Genomic DNA, 23,441 nt, shown 5'->3' with positions numbered 1-23,441 from the left:
GCGGCCATCCATAGTTGCGCACAGTCTCTCCATGTTGCCCGCTCTCCTCGTCAGCACCATCATGGTTCTATTGACCGTTACCATTCACGGCGCAGGCATATTCGCCCTTGCCCGCTTTTTGAGAGTCGAGGCTCGCGAAGAAGCCGAAGAGCATATCCACCCTATGTCGCTACGCGGGATATCCGTGACATTGTTGCTGGTGCTAGGACTGTTCGCTCTGCACGGTCTAGAGATTTGGCTCTATGCCTTTGTCTTTCTCTTACTCGATGCCTTGCCGACACTATCTGACGCGGTCTATTTTTCGACCATTACCTACGCGACTACCGGCTATGATGATGAAGGGATTGCCGAAGCCTGGCGGATGGTCGCCGCGATTGAAGGCGTCAACGGCATCATATTGCTGGGCTGGTCCACAGCCTTCTTTGTTACCGTCGTTGCGCGAATGGGGAGAAGCCGATGAGCAGCCAGATTTCAAAAACTCTCTGGCGAAAAGGCTTTCGGATATTGCTGGCTGTTTTCTATCTCCTCGCGGGCATCGCCCATATCAGAAGCCCCGGCGGCTTTTTGGCGATTACGCCTGATTGGGTCCCATTTCCGGAACAGGTTGTTTTCCTGACGGGCGTGGCAGAAATAGCCGGCGCGATCGGCCTACTCATACCGCCCAAACTGATCCCGCATATCCGCTATGCTGCGGGTATTGGGCTGGCACTCTATGCGCTGTGCGTCTATCCGGCGAACGTCAACCATGCGGTCAACAACATCGCTATTGGAGGAGAGGCTGCGAGCTGGGCCTATCACGGCCCGCGATTGCTATTTCAACCTGTCTTTATCTGGTGGGCACTGATCGCCGGCAATGTCATCAACTGGCCCTTTAAGGCGAGAAGCGTTTAATCGGCAGACGCCCGTTCTCTCAACTGGCGCAGATTTTCTTCATGGCCCGCACGGTCTAGCTTGTACATGCTGATCACCGCGATCATAGTCATCCACAGTGCGAGGATCAGGGGAACATAAACTGCGCCGAGGCGCCAGAGCGTCTCTACAGACACATCTCCCTGCCCCGCACCGGATTGCAAACCCACAATTCCCAGCACGGTACTTGCCAGGACGATCCCGACGCCGACACCGCATTTGCGGATGAAGGTTGTCGCGGCAAAGAATATCCCTTCCGAACGGCGCCCGGTTTTCAGTTCTGCCTGCTCAACCAGATCAGCGATCATTGATGAGGCCAGTATCTGGTAACAGATGATCAGGCCGACATCGATTGTTGTAGCGACCAGAACAAACCAGAAGACAAAGGGCGATTCATTGCCCGGCAATATGTCGAAAACCCGCAGCATGATCGGGGTAGGCGAGCCGATGAAGGCGATCAGTCCGACAATAATCGCACCCCGTTTCTTGCCGATTGTGCGGGTCACATAGGGCGCCAGAAACAGTCCGATAAAGGTGGAGAATGTGACGCTGATGGAAATGAGCCCGATCTGCTCTGGAGCAAAACCCCAGAAATAGGTGGCAAAATAGAAATTCAATCCGCCCGCAACACCGGAGGCGATGAACCCCAAAAGACTTGCAAAGAACAGGGCCGCAAAGGACCGGCTTGATAGTGTCTCAAAAATCTCCCGAAACATCAGGCCCGGTGTGATCTTGCGTTTGGCCGGTGGTGCCCGCAATTTGGGAATGAGATGATGGGTTCCCATCGCCGAGATCATTATCGCCGAAAACATCACCAGCGAAGCGATGAACCCATAGAGGGCATAAGCGTCCCGGTTGAATTGGCCATTGCTGATCGCCGCCGTCACGAAGGCGGGAAAGATCAGGATGAACATCGCAATCGCCATGGTATTGCCGCCAAGCCAACCGAAGAACCAGCGGAAACTGATCACCGAACTGCGCTCATCATAATCCTGCGTCATCTCTGGTGCTAGCGCCGTGCTGGGCGTTTCATAAATGGTGATGAAGGTCCGGATGAGGATGGAAAGCAACAAGACGTACCAGAAGAGCTGCGTATTGCTCCAGCTTTCGGGGGGATTCCACAGGAAGTAATAGCTGATCGCCACGGGTACAGCCGCGGCATACATGAAAGGATGACGACGTCCCCATCTGGACCGGAAATTGTCCGACCAATAGCCGACAATCGGATCGCTGAGCGCGTCTGCAATCAATGCTATCATGATCGCCAGCCCGACCAGCTGGGCATTCAGGCCAATGACCTGGGCGTAAAATAGCAGGAGGAGATACTGAAACCCGCCGTCTTTGATACCGTAGGCGACAGACCCAAAACCATAAGCCAGTTTCGTCCCAATCGATGGCTTCCTATCCATGGCAACCGCTGATGCGTTCATAATCCCCCCTCAGCTTGACGGCGCATTATTGGTTGCGCTCTGATGGCAGACCCTAAACAGGTTGGACCTATTTACAAGCGCTGGCGTACCCGAACAAATCTCTGCAGCGCGGCCTGAATCGTGCTATACTTCAACGCGGAGGGCAATTTTGGAAGGAAGGCCCAATGGAACGCGATGGAGATGAAATACTAGTCACAGAGAAGGAAGCCAGCAACAAGACCCGGCCGCAAGGGGTGCGATGGGTATTGGCGGTTTCGCTGCTTGCCGCACTGATCGCGATGTCCTTTGTCTGGATCATACCGGCCCTGTCATAATCGCTTTGGGAGCGCTTGCGTGCGTGTTGACCCAAGTCAATTGATCCTCTCTCGTTCCGGCATATAATCGCGAGACGGATCAACAGGAGAGCGACGATGACCGATGCCCCCGAGCCACCGGAAACCACCAAGCGGCACGGCCATTGTCTGTGCGGCGCGGTCCAGATCACCGCGCATCAGGCCAGCACAGAGGTTGGCGCCTGCCATTGCGGCATGTGCCGGCGCTGGGGCGGTGGTCCGGCTTTTGAGCTGGATTGCGGCACCAATGTCACCATGACCGGCGAGGATCATATCGCCATCTACAACTCCTCCGAATGGGCCGAGCGCGGCTTCTGCAAGACCTGCGGCACCAATCTGTTCTACCGGTTGAAAGAGCCCGGCCAATATCTGATCGCCAGCGCGATATTCGACAATGAAGAGGGCCTGAAATTTACCACACAGGTCTATATAGATGACAAGCCCGACTATTACAGCCTGGCCGAGCAGACCAACAATCTGACCGGCGCAGAGGTCGAAGCCCTATACGCGCCGCAACCGGAATAGTCGTTCAACGCGCTAGCGGATCGCCACCGGATTGATCACCATCTGCACCGCGCCCTTGAACCGCGGCTGACCCAGCACAAACATGAATTCGGTCGCGCCGTCCTTGGCCAGTTCCGCCGTGTTGATGCTTTCCAAAATATGTACGCCATGTTTGGTCAGCAGGGTCTGATGGACAATAAACGGCTTGGTCGGATCCTCGAACGGGATCGCTTCCAGCGCCGCGGTATCCGCACCAACCATCACGACATCCAGTGACGCGAGATATTCCGCACCCTCGACGCCCAGCCCTGGCTGCTGCGCAATAAAGCCCTGCGGATCGCTCTCGCTTTTCGTCATCCAGCCGGTGTGGAACAGCACGACATCGCCCTTGCCTATCGTTACGCCAGCCGCCTTGGCTGCCGCATCGATCTCCGCTCGGTTAAACGCCGTGCCGGGATCGAGCATCGCCTTGCCATAATATTTCGTCATGTCGAGCAACACGCCTCTCGTGGCGGTTGGCAGGATCGTCTCCGTGCCATAATTCGTTACGCCGGCAGGCTGATATAGCTCGCTGCCCTTCACGCCGTTATAATATTTATGGTCGATTCCGATATGCGCAAAGCCGTCAATCTGTGTCCCGATTCCGACCCAGCTGTGAATAATATCATCATGCGCAGTGACCTTGTTCGCACCCATTGATCCGCCCTGCCCGTCATTGCTCTGCAGCACCGTTACGCTATAAGATCGCGGCGGATAGGCTGGAGTCGTGGGACCAGTCACCACGCCCAGCGCATAGGTTTTGCCGGTCTTGACCAGCTTCGCCGCATTGACCGTGCCCTCTTCCGACAGGTTGTTCATCGCGCCCTTCGTATCGTCCGCGCCATATTTGCTCGGATACCAGGTTTTTTCGGCCTCTTGTGCCAGTGCCGGTCCCGCCAGCGTTGCAGCTGCCGCTAAAATCAATCCCAAAGCCCGCATATTCTCTCTCCCTTTTTCGATCCCTAGCATTGTCAAAACCTATTCACCAAACAGACCATGTTTTCGCCACGAGAAATTCTACAAATTAGACGTAAAATGGTGGTCAAATTCGGTTGAATGGAGCGTTGAGAGCGACAAACCGTTCCGCCAAAGCCAAGGACGAAATTGATGAATCGAGATGATCATGGCGAGAATATAACAGACGGGCATAGCTGTAGGAAAGCGGATTGAGTCATCTCCGCTTTCGTCGTTGGCGTGACAACTCGGTCAGGGCTACTCAGCACCGGCAGCTTGTTCGATAGTTATCTTATGCGTTTCTTCATCATCGAAATATCCGTATTGGAAGTTACCTTTATGTCTTGCCTTTGGAAGGCATTAAGGCATTGGATGGGTCAGCTTTGGACATATTTTGAAAGAACAATATCGGGTGAAGACAAGATACGCGATTATCGGTGCCGGGATGATGGGTCGCGAGCATATTAGCAATATTGCTCTGTTGGATGATGCAGTTCTGGTTGCGCTGTCTGACCCGGATAGCGGATCATTGAGAGATTCCCGCGAACATGCGCAAAAATGCGGCGCCGATCCGGTCTGTTATGCCAATGCACAAGAGATGCTGGCCCATGAAGCTATCGATGCCGTCATCATTGCTGCGCCCAATCACAGGCATTTTCAAATCATGCAGGAGGTGATGAAGCACCCCGTCGCGATCCTGCTTGAAAAGCCCATGTGCACAACGGTCGATGATGCCCGTGCATTACACCATGCCGCGCAGGACCATCCGCACCTGTTGTGGGTCGGTCTTGAGTATCGCTATATGCCGCCGGTCACCCGGTTTATCGAGCAAGTGCACAGCGGGATGACCGGTCCGGTCAAAATGCTGTCCATCCGCGAGCACCGCTTTCCCTTCCTGCACAAGGTTGGTGACTGGAATCGGTTCAGCGAAAATACCGGAGGCACATTGGTCGAGAAATGCTGCCATTTTTTCGATCTGATGCGGCATATATTGCAGGACGAACCTGTCCGAATATTTGCATCCGGCGGGCAGGATGTGAATCATCTCGATGAAAGCTATGACGGCAGAACGCCGGATATTCTCGATAATGCCTATGTGATACTGGAGTTTTCCAGGGGAACCCGTGCGGTATTGGACCTGTGCATGTTCGCCGAGGGCTCGGAGGAACAGGAACAGATTTATGCACTCGGTGACAAGGGCAAGCTGGAGGTCGGGATCCCTTCGGCCAATGTGACCTGGTCACCGCGCCATGGGTCTGCGCCGGTAATTGAAGCGGTTGCAACACCAAAACAAGCCTTGGAAGCGGGCGATCATCATGGTGCAACCTATTTCCAATTGCTCAAGTTTCACAAAGCTCTATCCAGCGGTGCAGCGCCGGAAATATCAACCCATGACGGATTGCGCTCGGTCGAGATCGGTGCCGCAGCGCATGAATCCATCGAAACGGGTTTGCCGGTACAATTAAGCTCCGACCTTGCCAGCAAAGGATAAGCAATGAAGCAGCAAAACTGGAACGACAGTGCGTTCCCCGCAATCATCACATCCGACAGTCACGCGAGTCTGGCCAACTATCTTGCCAGCCAGCGGGATGACGTAGACGCGCAACTTGCGCAGAGTGGAGCCATATTGTTTCGCGGCTTTGTTGTCCCTGCGGTGGACGATTTCGATGCGGCGGTTGAATCTTATGGAGCCGAGAATTTCCCTTATGAGGAGTCTCTATCCAATGCGGTACGGATCAATCTCACGCCCCGTGTCTTTACGGCCAATGAGGCGCCTCCGGAAACAAGCATTTTCCTCCACCATGAAATGGCGCAAACCCCAATCTATCCGTCCAAACTGTTTTTCTATTGCAATATCGCCGCGGACCAAGGCGGTGCAACGCCGCTGTGCCGGTCCGATATATTATTGAGCAAGCTGGAAGAGGCAGAACCGCAACTGGTCGAGGCATTTGCAGACAAGGGCGTTCGTTACACCAATGTCATGCCGCCGGCGGATGATCCCGGTTCCGGCCAGGGGCGCAGCTGGCAAAGCACGCTGAACGCCAAAGACAAGGCTGCGGCGGAGAAACGGCTAGGCGCGCTCGGCTATGATTGGGAATGGCAGCATGACGGAACGCTCCGCGTCACATCGCCGAGGCTGGACGCAGTGCGCACGCTGCCAGACGGGCGCAAGGTGTTCTTCAACCAGCTGATTGCTGCTTATCGCGGCTGGGCGGACAAGCGCAATGATCCCTCGAAATCTATCTGTTTTGGCGATGGGTCACCGATTGAAGCCGAGAATATGGCGAGCGCAATCCAGCTCGCCGATGCGCTAAGCTACGACCTGCAATGGCAGGATGGCGATGTGGCGTTGGTTGACAATTTCCTGGTCATGCATGGCAGACGGCCTTTTAACGGCACGCGCAAGGTGTTGGCATCGCTTATCAAATAGCATGTTCCGGAGCAGCCGCCCTTGTCGATCTGGCCGCCCAGCTCCAATAGATGATATTGGCCAGCACTATGGTCAGCATCAGCGAATAGAACAGCGTGCCAAGACCGCCGCCTGAGGCAAGACCGATCTCCGAGAACAGCAGATAGAGCGCCACTACGCAGGAAAAGAGCGTCGCTGCCAGCGGTTTCGCAAAGCGCCACGGTTTCAGGTCGACCTGCGCATTGACGGTGAAATTCCACGGCGTTTCGCGAGGGCGGAGATATCCGGCGACCAGCATGATGATCACCTCGATCACAAACAGGATGGCATATTGGTGGAGGAAATGCAGCGTGATTGCTTCATCAAATACGAAGCGCAGCAGCGCATAGGCCGTGACATGAAACACGATCACGATCTTCGCACCAATTGCCGGCACATGCCGGGTAAACAGGCCCATGATGACAATCACCACGGTCGGGATGTTATAAAAGCCGGTAAAAATGCGGATGATCTGCCATAGCCCTTGTTCGGCGAAATAGAGCAGTGGCGCGACAACGAAAGAGAATAGCGCAATGACAATACTGGCAATTTTGGCCACCCGCACTAGGTCTGCATCGCTCGCCGTATTTTTTCGCCATGGGCCGTAGACATCCAGACAGAATAAGGTAGCGGCGCTGTTGAGCAGGGAATTGAACGAACTGAACACTGCCCCCAAAAGAACCGCGAGAAAGAAGCCAGCCAGATAGACCGGCATGACGTCTTTGATCAGCCGCGGATAGGCCTGATCAATCGAACCGAGGCCGGGGCCGTAAAGATGAAAGGCGATAACGCCCGGTATCATCATCATGAACGGCACCAGCACCTTGAAAAACCCGGAGAACAGCACGCCCTTCTGCCCCTCTGCGAGAGAGGATGCGCCCAAGGTCCGCTGGATCACATATTGGTTGGTGCACCAGTAGAACAGATTGGCGAAAAGCATCCCGGTGAAAAGGGTACCGAATGGCGTGGGGTCATCCGCGCCGCCAATCGCATCGAGCTTCTCCGGATGATCATTGACCAGCTTGTCCAGGCCCAGCCCGAAATCGCCTTCCCCCAATGCGATCAGTCCCAGCACCGGAACCAGTATACCGATAATCAACAGCCCGATGCCGTTAATCGTATCAGACACCGCCACGGCCTTGAGGCCTCCGAAAATGGCATAGATGGAACCGATACCACCAATCGTCAGCACCGTTACCACCAGCGCCTCGAAATAGGATATGCCGAGCAGGCCGGGGACATCAAATAGCTGTATGACCGCGATCGAGCCGGAATAGAGCACCGAGGGGATGGTGATCAAACCATAGCCGAGCATGAACAAGACCACCGACATCCGGCGGACATCGGCATCGAAACGATCGGCAAGAAATTCGGGCAGCGTGGTGAAAGCTCCCGCGAGATAGCGGGGCAGGAATATCAGCGCCATCGCGATCGTCGCAACCGCCGCCGTTACCTCCCACGCCATGCTGCTGAGATTGAAGCCATAGGCTGACCCGTTTAATCCTATGAGCTGTTCCGCAGAAAGGTTGGTCAGCAGCAGCGATCCGGCGATAAACACGCTGCCCAGACCGCGCCCGGCCAGAAAATAGCCATCACGACTATCCACCCCGCCGCGCGTCTTGCGCCAAGAAATAAAGGCCACCAGTCCCATGAAAAAGACGCAGCTGGCGAGCGTGAATAGCAGATTCGCATTTTGCATGCTGGGTTACTGCGCACTATTGTAAGATATTGCAATATCGGGATATGTTCATCGTCTCTGCGCTGGCCTGCACCAACCCCCGGGAAACACGCCCTTATTTCTTAAACCCGTGGCTCAGCAATTTCACTGTCACCTTGGCCTCCGCGACTGTCACGCCATCGGCATCCTTGATCGGTATCTCAGCGAGATAGCCAGCCGAGCCCTTGCGCTCCAGATCGGCTTGCAGATCGGCAATTTCCGCATCACTCAAACTATATTCCGCCGTGACATCGCTGTTCGCCGGTTTGCGAAAATCGACGAACAAGTCCTTGATGATCGGGAAAAAGCGTTTCTTGTCGAGAAAATCAATCGCCGGCGTCGCGGCCGCTGCCTCGGCCAGCACGGTGAAGGCGCCCATATACATGACCCCGACATGATTTTCATTCCCGGCAAGCGGCATCAGCATATTCACAAAACCAGCCCGTTTCTCAAGCGGCCGCATGCCGGTCCGCTCGACAAAGGGCACGCTATATTTTTCGGTCTGGACGGTGTTTGTGTCAGTTTGCATCAGCGCATCCTCCTTTGACCGCCAAAGTTACACTGCGGGCGGCAAAGGGGAATGCGAGTTTGTGATAGTCTCTGACTGCTAGACCCTGTCTTCTTTGGCTCCGCGCAACAATAGTCCAAGCACGAGCGCGACCAGCAACAGCGCCGGAACATCGCCCAGCATATGCCCCATATGTTCTGGATTTTGCAGCGATTGCACCGCCATGATCCCGGCATGGACCACGCTCGACCATACGGTGAACCAGATGAGCGAGCGATGCGCCAGCGGATTGGCAGCCGCACGGATCAGGAATATCCCCAACGTTGCGTAAACCCCGACAATCATCATGTAATAATGCGAAGCCTGCGGCGCGCCTTCATGCCACATCCATCCCGATGGCCAAACCAGCGCGAGCGGATAGATCAGGCAGAAAATTGCCCCAAATAGCACCAAAGCGACCTGTAAATAGCTATAACGTCCGATCATATACGCCTCCCTCAAGGCGACCCTGGAGAAAGGCTAGGCCTGATGGTGGTGGAAAGCAAATGGGCGGCGTGACGTGGCGATATCGCTGGCGAAATCAGCGTTTCTAATTCCCGACCCTTCGTTCGGCCGGAACGCTATTCAAGATACAACGCGAGGGAAAGCCTGGGGACACCAACATTTCATCTTCAAATCTGGCGATCTGGCGATCTGGCAATCTGGCAATCTGGCAATCCAATTGCTCAGCCGCGTGCGGATTTTTCCATCATGCTATCTCCCAACCATGTGCCCAGAAATTCGTCAGATGAGACAGGTTTAGAGATATGCCAGCCTTGCCCGACATCACAGTGGAGACTGCTGAGCATATCCATGCAAGTTTGATCTTCAATGCCTTCGGCGACAACATTCAGTTTCAACGCCTTGGCCAGCTCGATGGTTGATTTTACCATCAGACGGTTGGAATCATGGCTCATCATGGTTTTGACAAAGCTTTGATCAATCTTGATTTCATCAATGGGCAGCCGTTGCAGATAGCTCATCGTCGATTGGCCCGTGCCATAGTCGTCAATCGACACGCTGATACCGGCCTCGCGGATACGCTCAAGCGCCAGAATAGACATTTGCAGATCAGCCAAGGCAGCGGTCTCGGTCACTTCAAATATGACATGTCCGCCTTGTATATTTGCCGCGCCGACCATTGCGATCGCTTGGTCAATAAAGCTGTCGTCACTCAGCAGCTGCGCAGAAATATTGACAGAGCAGCTTAGGCCCGGCTGCTGCGCGCTCCATATTGACAGATCATCCAGCGCAGTTTGCAGAACATGGAGAGTAAGTTTATCAATCCTGCCAGCACCTTCCAATATCGGTATGAATATTTCAGGGCTTATCATCCCTCTTACCGGATGCTGCCAGCGAACCAGCGCCTCGGCGCCGTCCAGCTTGTTTTTCTGGAGATTCCATTTTGGCTGGTAGACCAAATGGATATCACCACTCTCGACAGCCTGTTCCAATTCAACAAGCAGATTCTGTTTCTGACCAATTGCGCGGTCAGCCTCTTCATCATGCAATGCCCAGCGCAAGCCTTTGATGATTGCCTGCTCGGCGGCTATTTTTGCCTTGTCAATTGAATCCCCGCTAACGCCAAAATGGGCGCGCAACGTTATCTTCGTTTCTCCTGCCATGACGGGCGATTGGAACAGCGCAACAGCGGTGTCAAAATGACCCGCGATATCATCTTTATAATCCTCTTTTATCACCCAGCCGATCATATCAGTTTCCAGATGGAAAATCCGCTCGTCTTCAGCCAGGAATTTGAGACGGTCGGCAAGATTTTTAAAAAGATTGAAGCGCATGTCGTTGTTAGTCACGACCAGTAGTTCACGAAAATCGGACAGATATGCGACCGCGATGTTGCGGCTCCCCTGACCAGCAAGAAATTGCGACAACGCCGCCTCGTTGGGCAAATCGCTATCTGCATTGGAAAACTGGCTGCGGGTTAGAGCAAAGCTGGTTCTCAGGAATTTCTCGACTAGCAGAAAAATACCCAGAAAAAACATTGCCGGAAAATTGGAAAAAGTAAGCAAGCCCAGATATTCAGCGACTAAAATCGCGGCGAACAAACAGACGCCAAGGAGCGCAATAACAGGCACCATGCTTTTGTTATGGTCAAAATGTTTCCCTAACCAGACCAGCAACGCAGCAGCGACCAACAGCAGCGGAGGCAGAAATCCGATGTCTGCCATGTTGGTCCCTTGCACAAGTGTTTCGGCAGCCATTGCTTGAATCACAACGCCCGGCACCACTCCATAGCGGCTGATCGGATAGCGGTCGCCCAGCTCGATTGCCGTGGCCCCAATCATTATTTTTTTGCCTTTCAGGGAAGGATCCGGCTGCTCCGACTGCAGGATATCGACAAAGCTATAGCGCGGGATGGTCGCCGGATCGATCGACTGGTCGATTGCAAATGTCTTGTTGATATGGCCGGAGGCTTCAGCGACCATACTGGCCAGTGAAGGGCGCACCATATTGTCCGTTATCGTACCATAGCTGTAATCGTTCAACTGCCCGTTTTTGTCGGGATGGACATTTACCGACGCGAGAATGCTATGTTCACGCAGCAATTCTATCGGCAAGCTTTCAACATATCCGGCTTCTGTCGTGCTTTCTTTCTGTTTGAAGGTTGGCAAAATAATCGCTGTATTCGCGTTTTCCAGCGCCGTTGCAAATCTGCCATCCTGATCGGGCGTCGAATGTGACGAGAAATCGACATCAAACGCAATCTGCGCGACACCGGCTGCCGACAATTTATCAACCAGTGTCGCATAATATGTACGGGGCCATGGCCAGCTCTCCAGCGCCTGAATGGACTTTGCATCAATTTCGACAATGGCAATTTCGCCGGATGCCGGTTTTTCCAGCAGGTTGGCTCGCATATTCTGTAATTGCCGATCAACCTCGCCGCCAACGCCGGCAAGCGGCAAAGCCAGCGCTGCCAAAAGCGCAACCGCCCAGGCCAGAAAAACGCGCCATGAAGGATGGGCGCCAAAAAAGGTAAAAATGGCTTTCAAAATATCTCCACAAACAGATCTGAACTGTTTGTAGAATATATGCGTCTATTTTACGTTAACCTTGCAATGAGGAGGAAAAATCCGGCCGCATCTGTTTAAACACAGATGCTTTTTCTCTCAGCGACTGGCCGGATCGGTAATCCTATCGGTCAGCGTTACCCTGCCCCTTGCTGGCGCCGTTGCCATTGCCATTACCGCGTCCGGGAACGATGTCTTCAATGCTGTCAAGCTCATTGCCAGCCAGGCCATTGTCGATGCCGATGTCAATCTCGATATTATTGGCGCCATTACCGTTACCGTTACCGTTGCCGTTGCCATTGTTTCCGATGTCGATGTCGGCATCAGTTGCGCTATTGCCGTTGCCAACTTCGATACCGATGTCAGCGTCAGTGGCGCTATTGCCGTTACCGTTGCCGTTGCCATTGCCGTTGCCGTTGCCATTGCCGTTGCCGTTACCAACTTCGATACCGATGTTAGCATCAGAGCCGCTATTGCCGTTACCGTTACCGTTACCGTTACCGTTACCGTTGCCGTTGCCAACTTCGATACCGATGTCAGCGTCAGTGGCGCTATTGCCATTGCCATTGCCGTTGCCGTTGCCGTTACCATTGCCGTTGCCGTTGCCATTGTTTCCGATGTCGATGTCGGCATCAGTTGCGCTATTGCCGTTACCGTTACCGTTTCCGTTTCCGTTGCCGTTGCCGTTACCGTTGCCATTGTCGCCCGGCTGATTGATTAGATTGATATCTACCACTTTATCGGCGCCTTGGAAGCCTCCGCCCTGGGCTGCTTCGTTCTGGTTATCGTTGCCTTGACCCTGTCCACCCCGGGCTTCTCCACCCTGGTTATCATTGCCCTGATTATTGCCGCCCTGGTCTTCGTTGCCCTGAGCTTCTCCGCTCTGATTGTCGTTGCCTTGACCCTGTCCACCCCGGGCTTCTCCACCCTGGTTATCATTGCCCTGATTATTGCCGCCCTGGTCTTCGTTGCCCTGAGCTTCTCCGCTCTGATTGTCGTTGCCTTGACCTTGTCCACCCCGGGCTTCTCCACCCTGGTTGTCGTTGCCCTGATTATTGCCGCCCTGGTCTTCGCTGCCCTGAGCTTCTCCGCTCTGATTGTCGTTATTCCCGCTATCGTTATTTATTGTATTATCTTCGCCGCCGATATTGCCATATGCATTGTCGCCGACACCGACCGATTGCTCGGTATTTTCAATCAAGGCAAAATTGTTATAGCCCACGTCACCGCGAATTAGTCCGTTGGTAAGTCCCGCCAGTTCAACACCTGCTTCACCAATCGGAGCAGCAACCACGCCCGACAAGTCGGACGGTGCGGATTCCTCTCCGGCAGCAGCTGGTGACAATATCGGTTGCTTTAATGTGGTCGTCACATTGCCCTTGATCTCCGGCTCCGGCTTGTTTGGCGATTCAATCACGCGCCGTTCCTGATCAATGACCACGAGGCTAAACGGATCTTCAGCATTGATCATGCCGATCACGCCAGGGGTTACCAGTTCGGAAGCGCCATCATCCAATGTCGACACTTCAACAGCGCCCTCTGTTACCTGTACGGCCGTGCCTTTGGCACTTACGGACACGCTGAATGTCGTGCCTTTGACCACAGCAGCCATATAAGGTGTTTTCACTCCGAAATGCGGCGTCGCCTTTTTATCGATACGGAATAGTACATTACCCAGATATTCAATAATCTGCGTGACTTTGCCGTTTTTCGCTGGCTCCGCAATTTCGATATGGGTTGCGGGCGATACCACAAGATATTCGCCGCCCCGCGCCAACACAGCGCGCCCCTTTGGACCGGTTTTGATAACATCGCCCGGCACCAATGTGGTTTTACGTTGCGCGATTTTGACCACCCCTTGGCGCGCAACGGTCACATTTCCGCTAATCTCGGAGACTTGCCAGCCCGGCGTACCCGCATAGGCCGCAGTGCTCGACAATAGTGCCGCAATAACGATTGATTTGGTAATTGGATGGCTCATAACAACAACTCTTCACTAATATTGAACTTGGCTGTTTAGGGCCCGGGTTTGAAGATAAGAAAAACATAGCTAGTTAAAAACGCTTTAATTTTTGCTGTTGATAACCAACATTTAATACCTGTTGTTTAGACCGATATCGGGACCAAATCTTCTTGAGTATCGATATCACTGTGTTGCGTTTTCTATCCACTTCCTGCCTGTTGGCATTGTCGCTTCCGGCGTCAGCGCAACCGGTTGTATTGGCGCAGGACAAACAGTTAGTGGCGTTAGATACCGGCGTCTGGACGGCCGGATTCCCGGAACCCGATATCTCGGAGCGGTCCGTATCCCGCCCCGTCAGGCAAGCTTCACAATCCAGCGATATCGCCGTTCCAGCGCCCGAAACATCCAATGAAGCACAGTTGATCAACGAGGTTCCGGAAAATTTCCGGATCGGCGCGATCGGCATTGTCGGAGCGGATGCACTCGACATCGAGCTATTTTCGCCCGTGGTCGAAACCTTTATCGGTCAGGAAGCAACCGAAGAGCAACTCGCCTCCCTCACTCAGCAGATAGCTGATATTGCGCGTGAAAAAGGCTATATCTTTGCCTCCGCCTATATACCGGAACAGTCGGTCGAGATGGGCGTGCTCCAAATCAAGCTGATCGAAGGCATGATTGATGCGGTTCGGATTGTCGGCTCCGACAATCAGCATCTGCGAGCAATTTTATCCCCTCTGGAGGGCAAGGTTGCCCGTCGGCCGGAAATTGAACGCAGCTTGCTACTGGCCGGTGATATTCCCGACATCTGGGTAAGATCGACAAACTTCCTGCAGGAAGATGGCCGGAATATCCTGCAGGTCACCGTTCGCGAACGCGGCGACCGGGTGCGAATTCAGGCGGATAACTACGGAAGCGACAGCTTTGGGCCTGTAAGAGCCAGGCTTTCCGGTGATTTGCGCGGGGCAATTCATGATGCCGATGCGCTTGGCGTGGCGATAAGAACCAATCCGATTGAACCGAAAGAAATACTGTCCGTCAGCGGCTATTATGCGACCGCAATCGGTAAAGACGGGATGAGAGCGGGCATTGCCGGATCGGTAGGCGACACAGCGCCGGGCGGCAACGCGGCTGGCTCTGACATTTCGGGCGAAAGCCGCTATCTCGCGTTATTTGCGAGCTATCCTCTTGTCCGGGCAACCTCCGGTAGCCTGTGGGTCGAGACCGAAGCCGCCTATTTGTCGATCAACACTGAAGAAATGAACATGCTGATCCGCGAAGATACACAGGTCACCGTATCATTGGGTGTCCGCGGTGAATTGCCATTTGCTGGCGGCAGAGTCCGTGCCGGTGCCACTCTTGTCCAAGGATTAGACATTTTCGGAGCAACCCGGTTCGGCAATTCACTTGCGTCGCGGCTGGACGGTGACGGGGTGTTTACCAAGGGCGAATATTGGGCGGATTTCCAAACCGGGTTAACCAAAGACCTTAGCATCTATCTTGCCGCCCGCGGCCAGATCGCCAGTCGTCCTCTGCTCGCCGCTCAGGAACTGAGCATCGGCGGCGCCTATCGCGTGCGCGGCTATGATTTTAGCGAATTATCGGGCGATGACGGCTTTTATGGGCTTGCCGAGCTGCGATATGATGTAAAACCGCAATTGTCGTGGCTCAAACGACTGCAAATATACGGATTTGCCGACATGGGCTATGTCAATGATATAGCCAGCAACAGCAACGAAGGCACGTTGATCTCCGCAGGGCCAGGCGTTCGCGGACGCGTTGGTCCGCTTGACTTTGAACTGGAAGGGGCGCTGCCAATCAATCGCGATCGCGACGATAGTGACAATAAGACGCCCCATGTAAACGTTCGGGTCGGCATGGATTTTTGATAATGCCTTAAGTTGGTTGCTATTCTGTCAGCAAGCCGATGCAGCCTGTCACGTCATCCGTTTTTTCATCCAAAGCGGCCATTGGCTTCAACACGGATCACAGCCACAGCGCGTCCTAATCCATCAAATCGCTCCACCGCGCCATACCGGCATCGCCACCTCGCCCAGCGCCACCGCTATGGCAGCTTTGGCTTGCAGGCGGGTGCTGTCGAGGATTGGCAAAGGTGACATCTCCTGCGTAATCAGCAAGGGAATCTCTGTGCAGACCAGCGCAACGGCGTCGCAGCCTTTGCTTTGCAGATCGCGTATGATGCGGACAAATTCCGCGCGCGTGTCTTCCCTAAATTCACCGAGGCACAGTTCGTCGAATATTTTTTTATGGATAAACTCCCGATCGGCCCGCGCGGGGATTAGACGTTCCAGCGCGCGACGGGTCAATGCGTCTTTGTAAACCGGCCCGTCCATGGTCCAGTTCGTACCAAGCACACCGATATGCCGCCGCCCGTCCGCCTCGGCCTGGGTGGCCACGACCTCGGCAATATGCAGGCCGGGAATGGGAAAATCAGGCCCCGGCTGCTCGAGTGCAATATGCGCGGTATTGTCGGGCAGGATGAAGAAATCCGCACCCGCCGCGGCCAGCCGCCCGGCATCCTCCCAGAAAATCTGCCGCAATGCCATCAGATCGTCGCGTTCCCAAAGCTCCAGCGTTGGTGCCATTGCCCCGCCGCTCATCGTAATGCGCGGATGCTCATGCGCACCCATTTTACGAATGCCTTCTTGCCAGACCGTCCGGTAAGACAGCGTTGCGCCCTCTGCACTATGGGCAAGTATACCGACATGGAGGGGGTCGCTCATGGGGCTTCGGGGTCCAGCACAATCCCCTTAATTTCCGGAAAATCATCGCTCATCACATTGCCGCCGCCATCAACCTGTTGCCCGATGCCAAGCGTCACCGTGGCGCCACGCCCGATATAGGCCGCGGGCATTTCCTGTTCGGTAAACCAGTCGGCACAGATCCCGGTGCTGCACAGCGCCGTTTGCCGCTCGCCTGTCGGCCTGTCTTGTGGTCGATAGTTGAGATAGCAATTGTCGCCACATTCAAAGCCGGTGATGACAATATGTTCACGCTGCTCCGGTGGTGCCGTGGTGCTCCATGCTGGCTCACTGTCTGGCGATACACTGGAGGCACAGGCGCTTAAGGCCAGCAGGGCGGCTCCAGAGGTTGGTATTATGATCCGTCTTTTCATCAGCGCCGTTGTCCCACCGCTCTAATGGTTCGTCAACCGCATCGCTTGATCAAAGCGGCCTATGCAGCAAAGGGCACCGGATAGGTCGGCAGGTTCAACATCGCCGCCGCCTGCTCCGGCGTCGCAATCGGGCGGCCCAGATGCCCGGCCAGCGCGACAACTTCCTCGACCAGTTCTACATTGGTCGGCGAGCGCGGGCCGCCATAGGGTTCTATCCCGACCTGCACATGGCCACCGCGTTTAATCGCTTCTTCCGCGAGGCCACAGCCGACACAATCATCGCCAAAAGCGGACACGGACCACGGCAGATCGCTGCCCTCGATCATCTCCAGATAGGCATCGAGCGCCTTGGCCGTCGGCGGCAATCCGAACGACATGCTGTCCGCCCCGAAATAGAATTTCATGATCCCTCCCGGCGGCAGCTTTCCGGCCCGATGCAGCGACATGATGAACTTCACAAAGCCGGGTTCAAAGATCGAGATGCTCATCCCCAGCTTGAGCCGCCGGCACGCCTCGACATAATAGTGGCTGTCATGCGCGTCATTGCGATAGACCAGCTGGGTCGGCAGATAGGCGCCATCCTCGCCGGGTATCGACACGCTAAAACTGCCCGGATCACAAAGGCCCTGCGCGATCAGGCCCTCCTGCGCCATTGCCTCGATATGGGCAAAGCGCTCTTCGACCGGCACGCCTTCCGTGCCCGGCATGGTCGGGGTGAGGATGGCATCGGGGCGCAGCTTCAACAGCTTGCGCCACGGCCGCGCATAGGCCTCCGCGTCCATCACACCAGTGCCGCCAAAGACCGGATCGCGCGTGTGGTTGTGCACCAGCGCGGCCCCCGCCTCCATACAGGCCACCGCCTGCGCGACAATATCGTCATCCTCATAGGGCACGTTGGGATTTTGCTCCGGCTTCACCGTTCCGTTGAGCGAAACTTCGATGATGAGCGGGGTGTCAGATATCTGGGTCATGCCAGAACCCTAGCAAATAATAACGGCATTGGGAAAGCACCTTGGTTCCGCTCATACATGCCGCTGCACAGGCATTTTTTTCGCTCATTAACAATCTGTTATCCAAAATTGCATATGCAGGTTGCTGATTCAATCGTGGGGAGTCAAATGACCAACGCCGAGTATCAGGACAGTTATTCCGGCGACCCGGACATTGCCGCTATCGATAAGGCAGAGGTTGGACGCAAGCTGCTGATTGACGGGCTGGAGCGGCGGATTGCCGGGCAGTTCAGCGTCTTCATTCCGGTCGGGGTGATCGGATGGATAGCGAGCCTGACCGACAACCGCGCTTTATGGATTTTCCTGGGCCTGCAGATCATTTCACAACTGGCCATCACCGCCTCATCACAGTGGCTGCTTCGCGCTATCAAGGCGGGCCAGAAAAGCACGATCCGCAAAAACCTGTGGATGGTCGCAGAGGCATCCAGCGGCATCATATGGGCCGCGATGATGCTCGACGTCGGGACGCTTATCGGCGGATCGGATGCGGTGCTGACCACCTGGGTCACGATATTGGTGACCATGGTCGTATCCGTCCTGCTCGCCGCGCCGATTGCCGGCATCGCTTTTCCGCTGCTTGGCGGATTTACGGCGGCGGTCGCCGCGGGGATATGGCTGTTTGGCAAGGATTTCAGCAGTTTTGCCGAACTCGCACTGGCCTTCATGTGTATCGCCCTGTTCATCCTTGCCAAGGCGGTCAATCTTCAGGCGCATAAAAGCTGCCATGACGGGATCGAGGTCGAACGGCTGAGCCAGCGGCTGGCGGAAGAGCTGCGGCGGACATCGTGGCTGTCACAGCATGACAGAATGACCGGCCTGTTGAACCGCTCCGCCCTGCAGGAGCGCATTGCGGAACTCGGGGACATCCCGACCCCCCTGATCCTGCTCGATATCGACCATTTCAAGCAGATTAACGACAGCTATGGCCACGGCCAGGGCGACGAGGTGATCGCCGCTGTGAGCGCGTGTATCACCGAAACACTGGACAAAACGGCGCCCGACGCCTTGGCCGCGCGCTGGGGCGGTGAGGAATTTATTATCGCCCTGCCCGAATGCAATGTGCCCGACCATCAGGCAGATGCCGCCGAAATCGCAGAAAGCCTGCGCAGCGCGGTGGCAAAACTGACCCATCAGGACTGGCCCGCACGGCTGCGGGTGACTGGCTCGCTTGGTGTAGCATATGGACCGGCCAGCGCCTTTTCCGCCACGTTCAAGAGCGCGGACAGCGCGATGTATGACGCCAAGGAACAAGGCCGGAACCGGATTGTGTGCGCGGATGATCAGAACGGCAAAGTCATAAAACCTGCCCGCGCTGCTTGAGCATCGGCCAGAGCATCGGCGCGATCCCTATAGGCACCAAAACCCATATTCATAATCGGCTCACACGCGCCTAGCTATGTTGCATCGCTATGGAGACCATAATGAACCTGTCGGCCACACAAAAGCTCGCGCTTAGCCTGTTACCCTTTGCCCTGATCAGCGCCTGCGGTGGCAAGCCCGGCCCCGTTGGCAACAGCGCAGTGCCAGAGCCGGCCAAGGCGGTGGAACTGGATCGCTATCTCGGCAAATGGTTTGAAATGGCCCGCTATGAAGCGCCGTTTCAAAAAGGCTGCGACGGCGTGACCGCCGATTATTCCCTGCGCGATGACGGGAAAATCAAGGTCATCAACAGCTGCACCAAAGAGGGCAAGACCACCACCGCCAATGGCAAGGCGAAAATCGTCGAGGGCAGCCGGAATGCGAAGCTGAAAGTCTCCTTCTTCGGCCCCTTTTACGGTGATTACTGGGTGCTGGACCGGGCGGAAGACTATAGCTGGGCGATTGTCGGCGAACCCAGCGGGCGCTACCTGTGGATGCTCACGCGTCAGGCGCAGCCCGAACCCCAAGTGCGCGCCCGGATTGAGGCGCGGGTGAAAGAGCTTGGTTATGACTGGAATTTGGTGAGGGTGACGGATCAGGGTTGAGGGTGGTGGGCAAATCCCCAAGCTTAATGGTCATCAACATTTCTCACTTAACTCGTTTTCCGTGACCGCGATCACGCAACAACACTAGTCATGCCGTTTAGTTGCCTCAACTCTCAACAATCCAAACTAGGAGTTAAACAATGCAACTGATAACAGGTACTGCCGAGCAAGCCCTCGAAGTAATCAATCAATCGCTATATAATGCCGATAAGTACGATGAGATGGCCAAAAGCGTTTCCGGTCCGTTACAGAATTTCTGTTCTGGAATTGCCCGCTTCAATTTTAAAGGCGCACAATCGCACAATTTCTCATTCGATATTCCGTTCCCATTCAGTCCTGAACACGCAGTTGTTTCTCTCAGCCTTGGTGAAATTTTCAACAGGCATACTGCTAACAACCTTGACTATAAATTCGGCCCTTGGAAACTTAGTTATACAAATGACGCTGTGAGAGTTACTGGTTCAGTATATGTCGGGGATAGTGATGGATACTTACGCGGAATATCTTATTCCTGTGTAGCTGTCCCCGGAATTTAAGGCTGGTCAAAAAAAATAGCCCTGGGCGGTACTGAGCGTTAAACCGATCAGTATCGCCCGAGGTATCAAGCCGCCTGCCTAGCAATTCGTCCGGTGGTCATGTCCTCCAGCGTGATGGTAGTCAGCGTCTCGCCATCCGGCCCCAGAAAATCCGCCAGCCTGCCATCGGGCGCATCGAGGTTGAACAGCACCAGCGCGCCATCCGGCCCGCCATGTTCCATATGGACATCGCCCGGATCCTTCGCGGCATAGTCGCCAGCGGCGCGAATGCGCTTCTCCCCGGCCACGCCATTGTCATAATCCACCACATGCAGCTCCCCCGCCAGCACCGTCGAGGTGGTCGCGCAGACATGGCGGTGGAAATGGCAATAGCTGTTCGGCTCCCAGCGGTAGAGCAGATCAATATGCCCGCCCACACCATCCGCATCCGGCCGGACGGAAAGCACCGCGCCGTGATAGTCGATGGGATAGGCGAAGCGCTTGTCCGCGTCGGTGAAGTGGATCCATTTTAGGGCGGGGTTTTCGAGCAGGTTCATGGGGTTGCCTTATGCTGATACTTGTCACAAACTGATTATTGCTTTTCACCCAGTTCATTTCACAATCTTAGCGTCTAAATTATGCGGTCGAGACTAGCCAAATACCAACTTGATTGCTGCAAGGACTTAACTGCTAACCCATTCATTGAACGCCAATTCAAGTCGAAAAAATGGAAACAGCAAAAATTGCTGAAAGCACAATCGTCGCAAAACAGGTGATAAAGAACAAAACCAGGTATCTGTACATACCAGAAACTTTAAAACCATGGTCTGTAGCTCGATTGATGGAAACCCATCGCTCATAAAATACAGAGTCATCAAACAACCGTTTTTCCATAGAAAGAATCGAATCTTGAACAGCCTGAACTTGATAGCTAGCTGACCTAAAGGATCTCAACCAAAAGTAGTTCCAGACTATAGCCATCATTGGAAGGAATATAGCTCCCATCGACGATACGAGACCCGCAAGAACAAAATTCGTTTCCAATACCGATCCAGCACTTTCCAAAAGCAAATAGGAAGCTGCAAACAAAAGAGCAAAATTTACAATAGTGTTAAACTTTATATCTCGATTGAGCAGTTCCTCTCGCTTCGAAAGCTCATTGATGTAGCCGTTAAGCGCAGTCTGCTCATAGAGTTCCTTATCACGTTTTTCTTTTTGTCGTTCCCTCGCATTTCGCTCAACATCTTCATAGTTAGGATTGTTGCTCATTTTGCCCTCATCCTCAATGCAAGTTGCCTGATTCCTTCATCGATGTTTGATCTGAGGTTGCTATTTCGCAACGACCCTACTTCGTGAAAAACCTGAGCATTGACAAACAACCTGTTGATTTTAGATATTTGGTTGCCCAGCTTAGATTCAACCAAGGTAAGCATCGTACCATAGTCGAAATTTTGAATTTGATCGGCTTTGTTGGCGATTAATAATAGCGCTGTTACTTGTCTAGATTGAATCAGATTTTCTCCTAGCAATGCTTCTATTACGTCTAGAAAAATATCTAACCTCTTCGCCGCTTCATCAATATCATTGGCATCATAGAGGAAAATTATACCTTCAGGTGTGAGTTTTTGAAATTCCGGTTTCAACTGCTCTACAAATTCTCCCCTGAACCGCCCCGGGATTGCCGGAGGCTCCAACTCTTGAGTAGAAGGAGCTATTATGAGCAAGACCACAAACAAGTTTTCACCGGAGGTTCGCGAACGGGCGACCCGCATGGTGCTGGAGCACAGACAGGATTATCCATCGCGCTGGGCAGCGGTGGTGTCCATTTCTCAGAAGATCGGCTGCTCACCGCCGACACTGCATGAATGGGTGAAGCGAGCGGAAGTGGATAGCGGCACGCGCGCCGGGGTTCCCAGCGATGTTGCTGACAAGCTAAAAGCACTGGAACGCGAGAACCGCGAACTGCGCCAGGCCAACGAGATTTTACGTAAGGCATCGGCTTATTTTGCTCAGGCGGAGCTCGACCGCCCGTTCAAGCGATGATCACGTTTATCGACGATAACCGTGGATCTTATGGGGTCGAGCCGATCTGCAAGTTGCTGCCGATCGCCCCGTCAACCTATTATAGTCATGTGGCCAAGCGGCAAGATCCATCACGCATGTCAGCCCGCGCGCAGCGCGATATACTGCTGAAGCCGGAGGTGGCCCGAGTGTTTGCCGAGAACTTCGGGGTATATGGCGTGCGCAAGGTCTGGCGGCAGATGAAGCGTGAAGGCTATGATATTGCACGCTGCACGGTCGAACGGCTGATGCACGACATGGGCTTGGCAGGCGTGATACGAGGCAAGCCAGTGCGCACCACGGTCAGCGATAAAGCAGCGCCTTGTCCGCTTGACCATGTGAACCGGCAGTTCCACTCGCCAGCGCCCAATATGCTGTGGGTGTCAGATTTTACCTATGTCGCAACCTGGGCGGGCTTTGTCTATGTCGCCTTCGTGATCGATGTTTACGCCCGCTACATTGTTGGCTGGCGGGTGAGCCGAACCGCCCATGCCAGCTTTGTTCTCGATGCTTTGGAGCAGGCTTTACATGATCGCAGGCCCACGCATCGCGGCGGTCTGATCCATCACAGCGATCGCGGAAGTCAATATGTATCGATCAAATATACTGAACGCTTGGCCGAGGCAGGCATCGAACCATCGGTCGGCAGCGTCGGCGACAGCTATGACAACGCTTTGGCTGAAACAATCAATGGCCTTTACAAGGCAGAGGTAATCCACCGGCGCGGACCATGGCGGTCGTTAGAGGCCGTCGAATATGCCACACTGGAATGGGTAGACTGGTTCAACAATAAAAGGCTGCTGGAACCCATCGGCAATATCCCGCCCGTGGAAGCTGAGAAAAACTACTACGCCATGCTGGACGAAACCAACATGGCCGCTTAAC

24 protein-coding genes and 1 other annotated feature are annotated in these 23,441 nt (G+C 54.4%); of the genes, 11 read left to right on the top strand and 13 right to left on the bottom strand.

Annotation, left to right across the window (positions count from 1 at the left end; genetic code table 11):
• Positions 1-31 precede the first annotated feature (31 nt).
• Together ACO6S1_RS13440 and ACO6S1_RS13435 are read left to right on the top strand one after the other, a co-directional pair.
• Positions 32-460, top strand: coding sequence for an ion channel (locus ACO6S1_RS13440; RefSeq protein WP_422343146.1), 429 nt, complete (start codon positions 32-34; stop codon positions 458-460).
• Complete coding sequence (locus ACO6S1_RS13435) at positions 457-891, top strand: DoxX family protein (RefSeq protein ID WP_422343145.1); 435 nt, start codon at positions 457-459, stop codon at positions 889-891. The genes ACO6S1_RS13440 and ACO6S1_RS13435 overlap by 4 nt, the downstream gene beginning before the upstream one ends.
• On the opposite strand, the gene ACO6S1_RS13430 is transcribed toward ACO6S1_RS13435, so the two are convergent.
• The gene (locus ACO6S1_RS13430) at positions 888-2,339 is read right to left on the bottom strand and encodes an MFS transporter (protein WP_422343144.1); all 1,452 of its coding nucleotides are present in this window, start codon (positions 2,337-2,339) and stop codon (positions 888-890) included. The genes ACO6S1_RS13435 and ACO6S1_RS13430 overlap by 4 nt on opposite strands.
• 164 nt (positions 2,340-2,503) lie before the next feature.
• Here ACO6S1_RS13430 and ACO6S1_RS13425 point away from each other — a divergent pair, with 164 nt between their 5' ends.
• Positions 2,504-2,653, top strand: coding sequence for a hypothetical protein (locus ACO6S1_RS13425; RefSeq protein ID WP_422343143.1), 150 nt, complete (start codon positions 2,504-2,506; stop codon positions 2,651-2,653).
• 96 nt (positions 2,654-2,749) lie between these two features.
• Positions 2,750-3,196: a GFA family protein gene (locus ACO6S1_RS13420; RefSeq protein ID WP_422343142.1), complete on the top strand. Its 447-nt coding sequence runs from the start codon at positions 2,750-2,752 to the stop codon at positions 3,194-3,196.
• Positions 3,197-3,208: 12 nt separating this feature from the next.
• Here the strand turns inward: ACO6S1_RS13420 and ACO6S1_RS13415 are convergent, their stop codons facing one another.
• The gene (locus ACO6S1_RS13415) at positions 3,209-4,153 is read right to left on the bottom strand and encodes a cyclase family protein (RefSeq protein ID WP_422343141.1); all 945 of its coding nucleotides are present in this window, start codon (positions 4,151-4,153) and stop codon (positions 3,209-3,211) included.
• A gap of 427 nt (positions 4,154-4,580) precedes the next feature.
• Between ACO6S1_RS13415 and ACO6S1_RS13410 the strand changes: the two genes are divergently transcribed.
• Positions 4,581-5,660, top strand: coding sequence for a Gfo/Idh/MocA family protein (locus ACO6S1_RS13410; RefSeq protein ID WP_422343140.1), 1,080 nt, complete (start codon positions 4,581-4,583; stop codon positions 5,658-5,660).
• 3 nt (positions 5,661-5,663) lie between these two features.
• Positions 5,664-6,599 (top strand): TauD/TfdA family dioxygenase, encoded by a 936-nt coding sequence (locus ACO6S1_RS13405; RefSeq protein WP_422343139.1) that lies wholly within the window; start codon positions 5,664-5,666, stop codon positions 6,597-6,599.
• Here ACO6S1_RS13405 and ACO6S1_RS13400 read toward each other — a convergent pair.
• From ACO6S1_RS13400 to ACO6S1_RS13380, 5 genes are all read right to left on the bottom strand, one after another.
• Positions 6,592-8,316, bottom strand: coding sequence for a solute:sodium symporter family transporter (locus tag ACO6S1_RS13400; protein WP_422343138.1), 1,725 nt, complete (start codon positions 8,314-8,316; stop codon positions 6,592-6,594). The genes ACO6S1_RS13405 and ACO6S1_RS13400 overlap by 8 nt on opposite strands.
• Positions 8,317-8,410: 94 nt before the next feature.
• Positions 8,411-8,863 carry a PaaI family thioesterase gene (locus tag ACO6S1_RS13395; RefSeq protein ID WP_422343137.1) on the bottom strand — a complete coding sequence of 151 codons (453 nt, stop codon included), beginning with the start codon at positions 8,861-8,863 and terminating at the stop codon, positions 8,411-8,413.
• A 78-nt stretch (positions 8,864-8,941) separates the two neighbouring features.
• On the bottom strand, positions 8,942-9,328 hold the full coding sequence (locus ACO6S1_RS13390; protein WP_422343136.1) for a DUF6632 domain-containing protein: 387 nt from the start codon (positions 9,326-9,328) through the stop codon (positions 8,942-8,944).
• 239 nt (positions 9,329-9,567) lie between these two features.
• Positions 9,568-11,892 carry an EAL domain-containing protein gene (locus ACO6S1_RS13385; RefSeq protein WP_422343135.1) on the bottom strand — a complete coding sequence of 775 codons (2,325 nt, stop codon included), beginning with the start codon at positions 11,890-11,892 and terminating at the stop codon, positions 9,568-9,570.
• Between the two features lie 142 nt (positions 11,893-12,034).
• Positions 12,035-13,891 carry a FecR domain-containing protein gene (locus ACO6S1_RS13380; protein WP_422343134.1) on the bottom strand — a complete coding sequence of 619 codons (1,857 nt, stop codon included), beginning with the start codon at positions 13,889-13,891 and terminating at the stop codon, positions 12,035-12,037.
• 152 nt (positions 13,892-14,043) lie between these two features.
• Here ACO6S1_RS13380 and ACO6S1_RS13375 point away from each other — a divergent pair, with 152 nt between their 5' ends.
• The gene (locus ACO6S1_RS13375) at positions 14,044-15,759 is read left to right on the top strand and encodes a ShlB/FhaC/HecB family hemolysin secretion/activation protein (protein WP_422343133.1); all 1,716 of its coding nucleotides are present in this window, start codon (positions 14,044-14,046) and stop codon (positions 15,757-15,759) included.
• Between the two features lie 123 nt (positions 15,760-15,882).
• On the opposite strand, the gene ACO6S1_RS13370 is transcribed toward ACO6S1_RS13375, so the two are convergent.
• Genes ACO6S1_RS13370 through ACO6S1_RS13360 form a run of 3 tightly spaced genes read right to left on the bottom strand, consistent with a single transcriptional unit; the run spans position 15,883 to position 17,977 of the window.
• Positions 15,883-16,614: an aspartate/glutamate racemase family protein gene (locus tag ACO6S1_RS13370; RefSeq protein ID WP_422343132.1), complete on the bottom strand. Its 732-nt coding sequence runs from the start codon at positions 16,612-16,614 to the stop codon at positions 15,883-15,885.
• Positions 16,611-17,006, bottom strand: a complete 396-nt coding sequence (locus ACO6S1_RS13365; protein ID WP_422343131.1) for a hypothetical protein — start codon at positions 17,004-17,006, stop codon at positions 16,611-16,613. Before ACO6S1_RS13365 ends, ACO6S1_RS13370 begins: the two co-directional genes overlap by 4 nt.
• Positions 17,007-17,065: 59 nt before the next feature.
• On the bottom strand, positions 17,066-17,977 hold the full coding sequence (locus tag ACO6S1_RS13360; RefSeq protein ID WP_422343130.1) for a 3-keto-5-aminohexanoate cleavage protein: 912 nt from the start codon (positions 17,975-17,977) through the stop codon (positions 17,066-17,068).
• A gap of 147 nt (positions 17,978-18,124) precedes the next feature.
• Here ACO6S1_RS13360 and ACO6S1_RS13355 point away from each other — a divergent pair, with 147 nt between their 5' ends.
• The 3 genes from ACO6S1_RS13355 to ACO6S1_RS13345 all read left to right on the top strand — a co-directional run bounded on the left by ACO6S1_RS13355 (position 18,125) and on the right by ACO6S1_RS13345 (position 20,516).
• Positions 18,125-19,336: a GGDEF domain-containing protein gene (locus ACO6S1_RS13355; protein WP_422343129.1), complete on the top strand. Its 1,212-nt coding sequence runs from the start codon at positions 18,125-18,127 to the stop codon at positions 19,334-19,336.
• A 101-nt stretch (positions 19,337-19,437) separates the two neighbouring features.
• Positions 19,438-19,980 carry a lipocalin family protein gene (locus ACO6S1_RS13350; RefSeq protein WP_422343128.1) on the top strand — a complete coding sequence of 181 codons (543 nt, stop codon included), beginning with the start codon at positions 19,438-19,440 and terminating at the stop codon, positions 19,978-19,980.
• Between the two features lie 140 nt (positions 19,981-20,120).
• Positions 20,121-20,516 (top strand): hypothetical protein, encoded by a 396-nt coding sequence (locus ACO6S1_RS13345; RefSeq protein ID WP_422343127.1) that lies wholly within the window; start codon positions 20,121-20,123, stop codon positions 20,514-20,516.
• Positions 20,517-20,581: 65 nt separating this feature from the next.
• On the opposite strand, the gene ACO6S1_RS13340 is transcribed toward ACO6S1_RS13345, so the two are convergent.
• From ACO6S1_RS13340 to ACO6S1_RS13330, 3 genes are all read right to left on the bottom strand, one after another.
• Positions 20,582-21,052 carry a hypothetical protein gene (locus ACO6S1_RS13340; RefSeq protein WP_422343126.1) on the bottom strand — a complete coding sequence of 157 codons (471 nt, stop codon included), beginning with the start codon at positions 21,050-21,052 and terminating at the stop codon, positions 20,582-20,584.
• A 157-nt stretch (positions 21,053-21,209) separates the two neighbouring features.
• Positions 21,210-21,764: a hypothetical protein gene (locus tag ACO6S1_RS13335; RefSeq protein ID WP_422343125.1), complete on the bottom strand. Its 555-nt coding sequence runs from the start codon at positions 21,762-21,764 to the stop codon at positions 21,210-21,212.
• Entirely contained in the window at positions 21,761-22,225 is a 465-nt protein-coding gene (locus ACO6S1_RS13330; RefSeq protein WP_422343124.1) for a hypothetical protein, read from the bottom strand. The genes ACO6S1_RS13335 and ACO6S1_RS13330 overlap by 4 nt, the downstream gene beginning before the upstream one ends.
• On the opposite strand from ACO6S1_RS13330, the gene ACO6S1_RS13325 reads away from it, so the two are divergent.
• Positions 22,212-23,440 (top strand): IS3 family transposase gene (locus ACO6S1_RS13325; protein ID WP_422343068.1). Its coding sequence is split into 2 segments (ribosomal slippage): positions 22,212-22,500 and positions 22,500-23,440, totalling 1,230 coding nucleotides; the frame shifts between segments, so codons are not numbered across the junction. The two genes, ACO6S1_RS13330 and ACO6S1_RS13325, sit on opposite strands and share 14 nt — an antisense overlap.
• Positions 22,493-22,609 (top strand) — a sequence feature (AL1L pseudoknot). It overlaps the preceding gene by 117 nt.
• Position 23,441: the final 1 nt, after the last annotated feature.

This window comes from Parasphingorhabdus sp. (genome assembly GCF_965233695.1).
GTDB lineage: Bacteria > Pseudomonadota > Alphaproteobacteria > Sphingomonadales > Sphingomonadaceae > Parasphingorhabdus.
The sequence above is the reverse complement of the archived record's forward strand: the minus strand, read 5'-3'. Positions and strand labels throughout refer to the sequence as shown.

Excerpts from the sequence above, each read along its gene's own strand:
- ACO6S1_RS13440 (WP_422343146.1), top strand. The coding sequence starts at position 32 with ATGTTGCCCGCTCTCCTCGTCAGCACCATCATGGTTCTATTGACCGTT.
- ACO6S1_RS13435 (WP_422343145.1), top strand. The coding sequence starts at position 457 with ATGAGCAGCCAGATTTCAAAAACTCTCTGGCGAAAAGGCTTTCGGATA.
- ACO6S1_RS13430 (WP_422343144.1), bottom strand. The coding sequence starts at position 2,339 with ATGAACGCATCAGCGGTTGCCATGGATAGGAAGCCATCGATTGGGACG.
- ACO6S1_RS13425 (WP_422343143.1), top strand. The coding sequence starts at position 2,504 with ATGGAACGCGATGGAGATGAAATACTAGTCACAGAGAAGGAAGCCAGC.
- ACO6S1_RS13420 (WP_422343142.1), top strand. The coding sequence starts at position 2,750 with ATGACCGATGCCCCCGAGCCACCGGAAACCACCAAGCGGCACGGCCAT.
- ACO6S1_RS13415 (WP_422343141.1), bottom strand. The coding sequence starts at position 4,153 with ATGCGGGCTTTGGGATTGATTTTAGCGGCAGCTGCAACGCTGGCGGGA.
- ACO6S1_RS13405 (WP_422343139.1), top strand. The coding sequence starts at position 5,664 with ATGAAGCAGCAAAACTGGAACGACAGTGCGTTCCCCGCAATCATCACA.
- ACO6S1_RS13400 (WP_422343138.1), bottom strand. The coding sequence starts at position 8,316 with ATGCAAAATGCGAATCTGCTATTCACGCTCGCCAGCTGCGTCTTTTTC.
- ACO6S1_RS13395 (WP_422343137.1), bottom strand. The coding sequence starts at position 8,863 with ATGCAAACTGACACAAACACCGTCCAGACCGAAAAATATAGCGTGCCC.
- ACO6S1_RS13390 (WP_422343136.1), bottom strand. The coding sequence starts at position 9,328 with ATGATCGGACGTTATAGCTATTTACAGGTCGCTTTGGTGCTATTTGGG.
- ACO6S1_RS13380 (WP_422343134.1), bottom strand. The coding sequence starts at position 13,891 with ATGAGCCATCCAATTACCAAATCAATCGTTATTGCGGCACTATTGTCG.
- ACO6S1_RS13370 (WP_422343132.1), bottom strand. The coding sequence starts at position 16,614 with ATGAGCGACCCCCTCCATGTCGGTATACTTGCCCATAGTGCAGAGGGC.
- ACO6S1_RS13365 (WP_422343131.1), bottom strand. The coding sequence starts at position 17,006 with ATGAAAAGACGGATCATAATACCAACCTCTGGAGCCGCCCTGCTGGCC.
- ACO6S1_RS13360 (WP_422343130.1), bottom strand. The coding sequence starts at position 17,977 with ATGACCCAGATATCTGACACCCCGCTCATCATCGAAGTTTCGCTCAAC.
- ACO6S1_RS13355 (WP_422343129.1), top strand. The coding sequence starts at position 18,125 with ATGACCAACGCCGAGTATCAGGACAGTTATTCCGGCGACCCGGACATT.
- ACO6S1_RS13350 (WP_422343128.1), top strand. The coding sequence starts at position 19,438 with ATGAACCTGTCGGCCACACAAAAGCTCGCGCTTAGCCTGTTACCCTTT.
- ACO6S1_RS13345 (WP_422343127.1), top strand. The coding sequence starts at position 20,121 with ATGCAACTGATAACAGGTACTGCCGAGCAAGCCCTCGAAGTAATCAAT.
- ACO6S1_RS13340 (WP_422343126.1), bottom strand. The coding sequence starts at position 21,052 with ATGAACCTGCTCGAAAACCCCGCCCTAAAATGGATCCACTTCACCGAC.
- ACO6S1_RS13335 (WP_422343125.1), bottom strand. The coding sequence starts at position 21,764 with ATGAGCAACAATCCTAACTATGAAGATGTTGAGCGAAATGCGAGGGAA.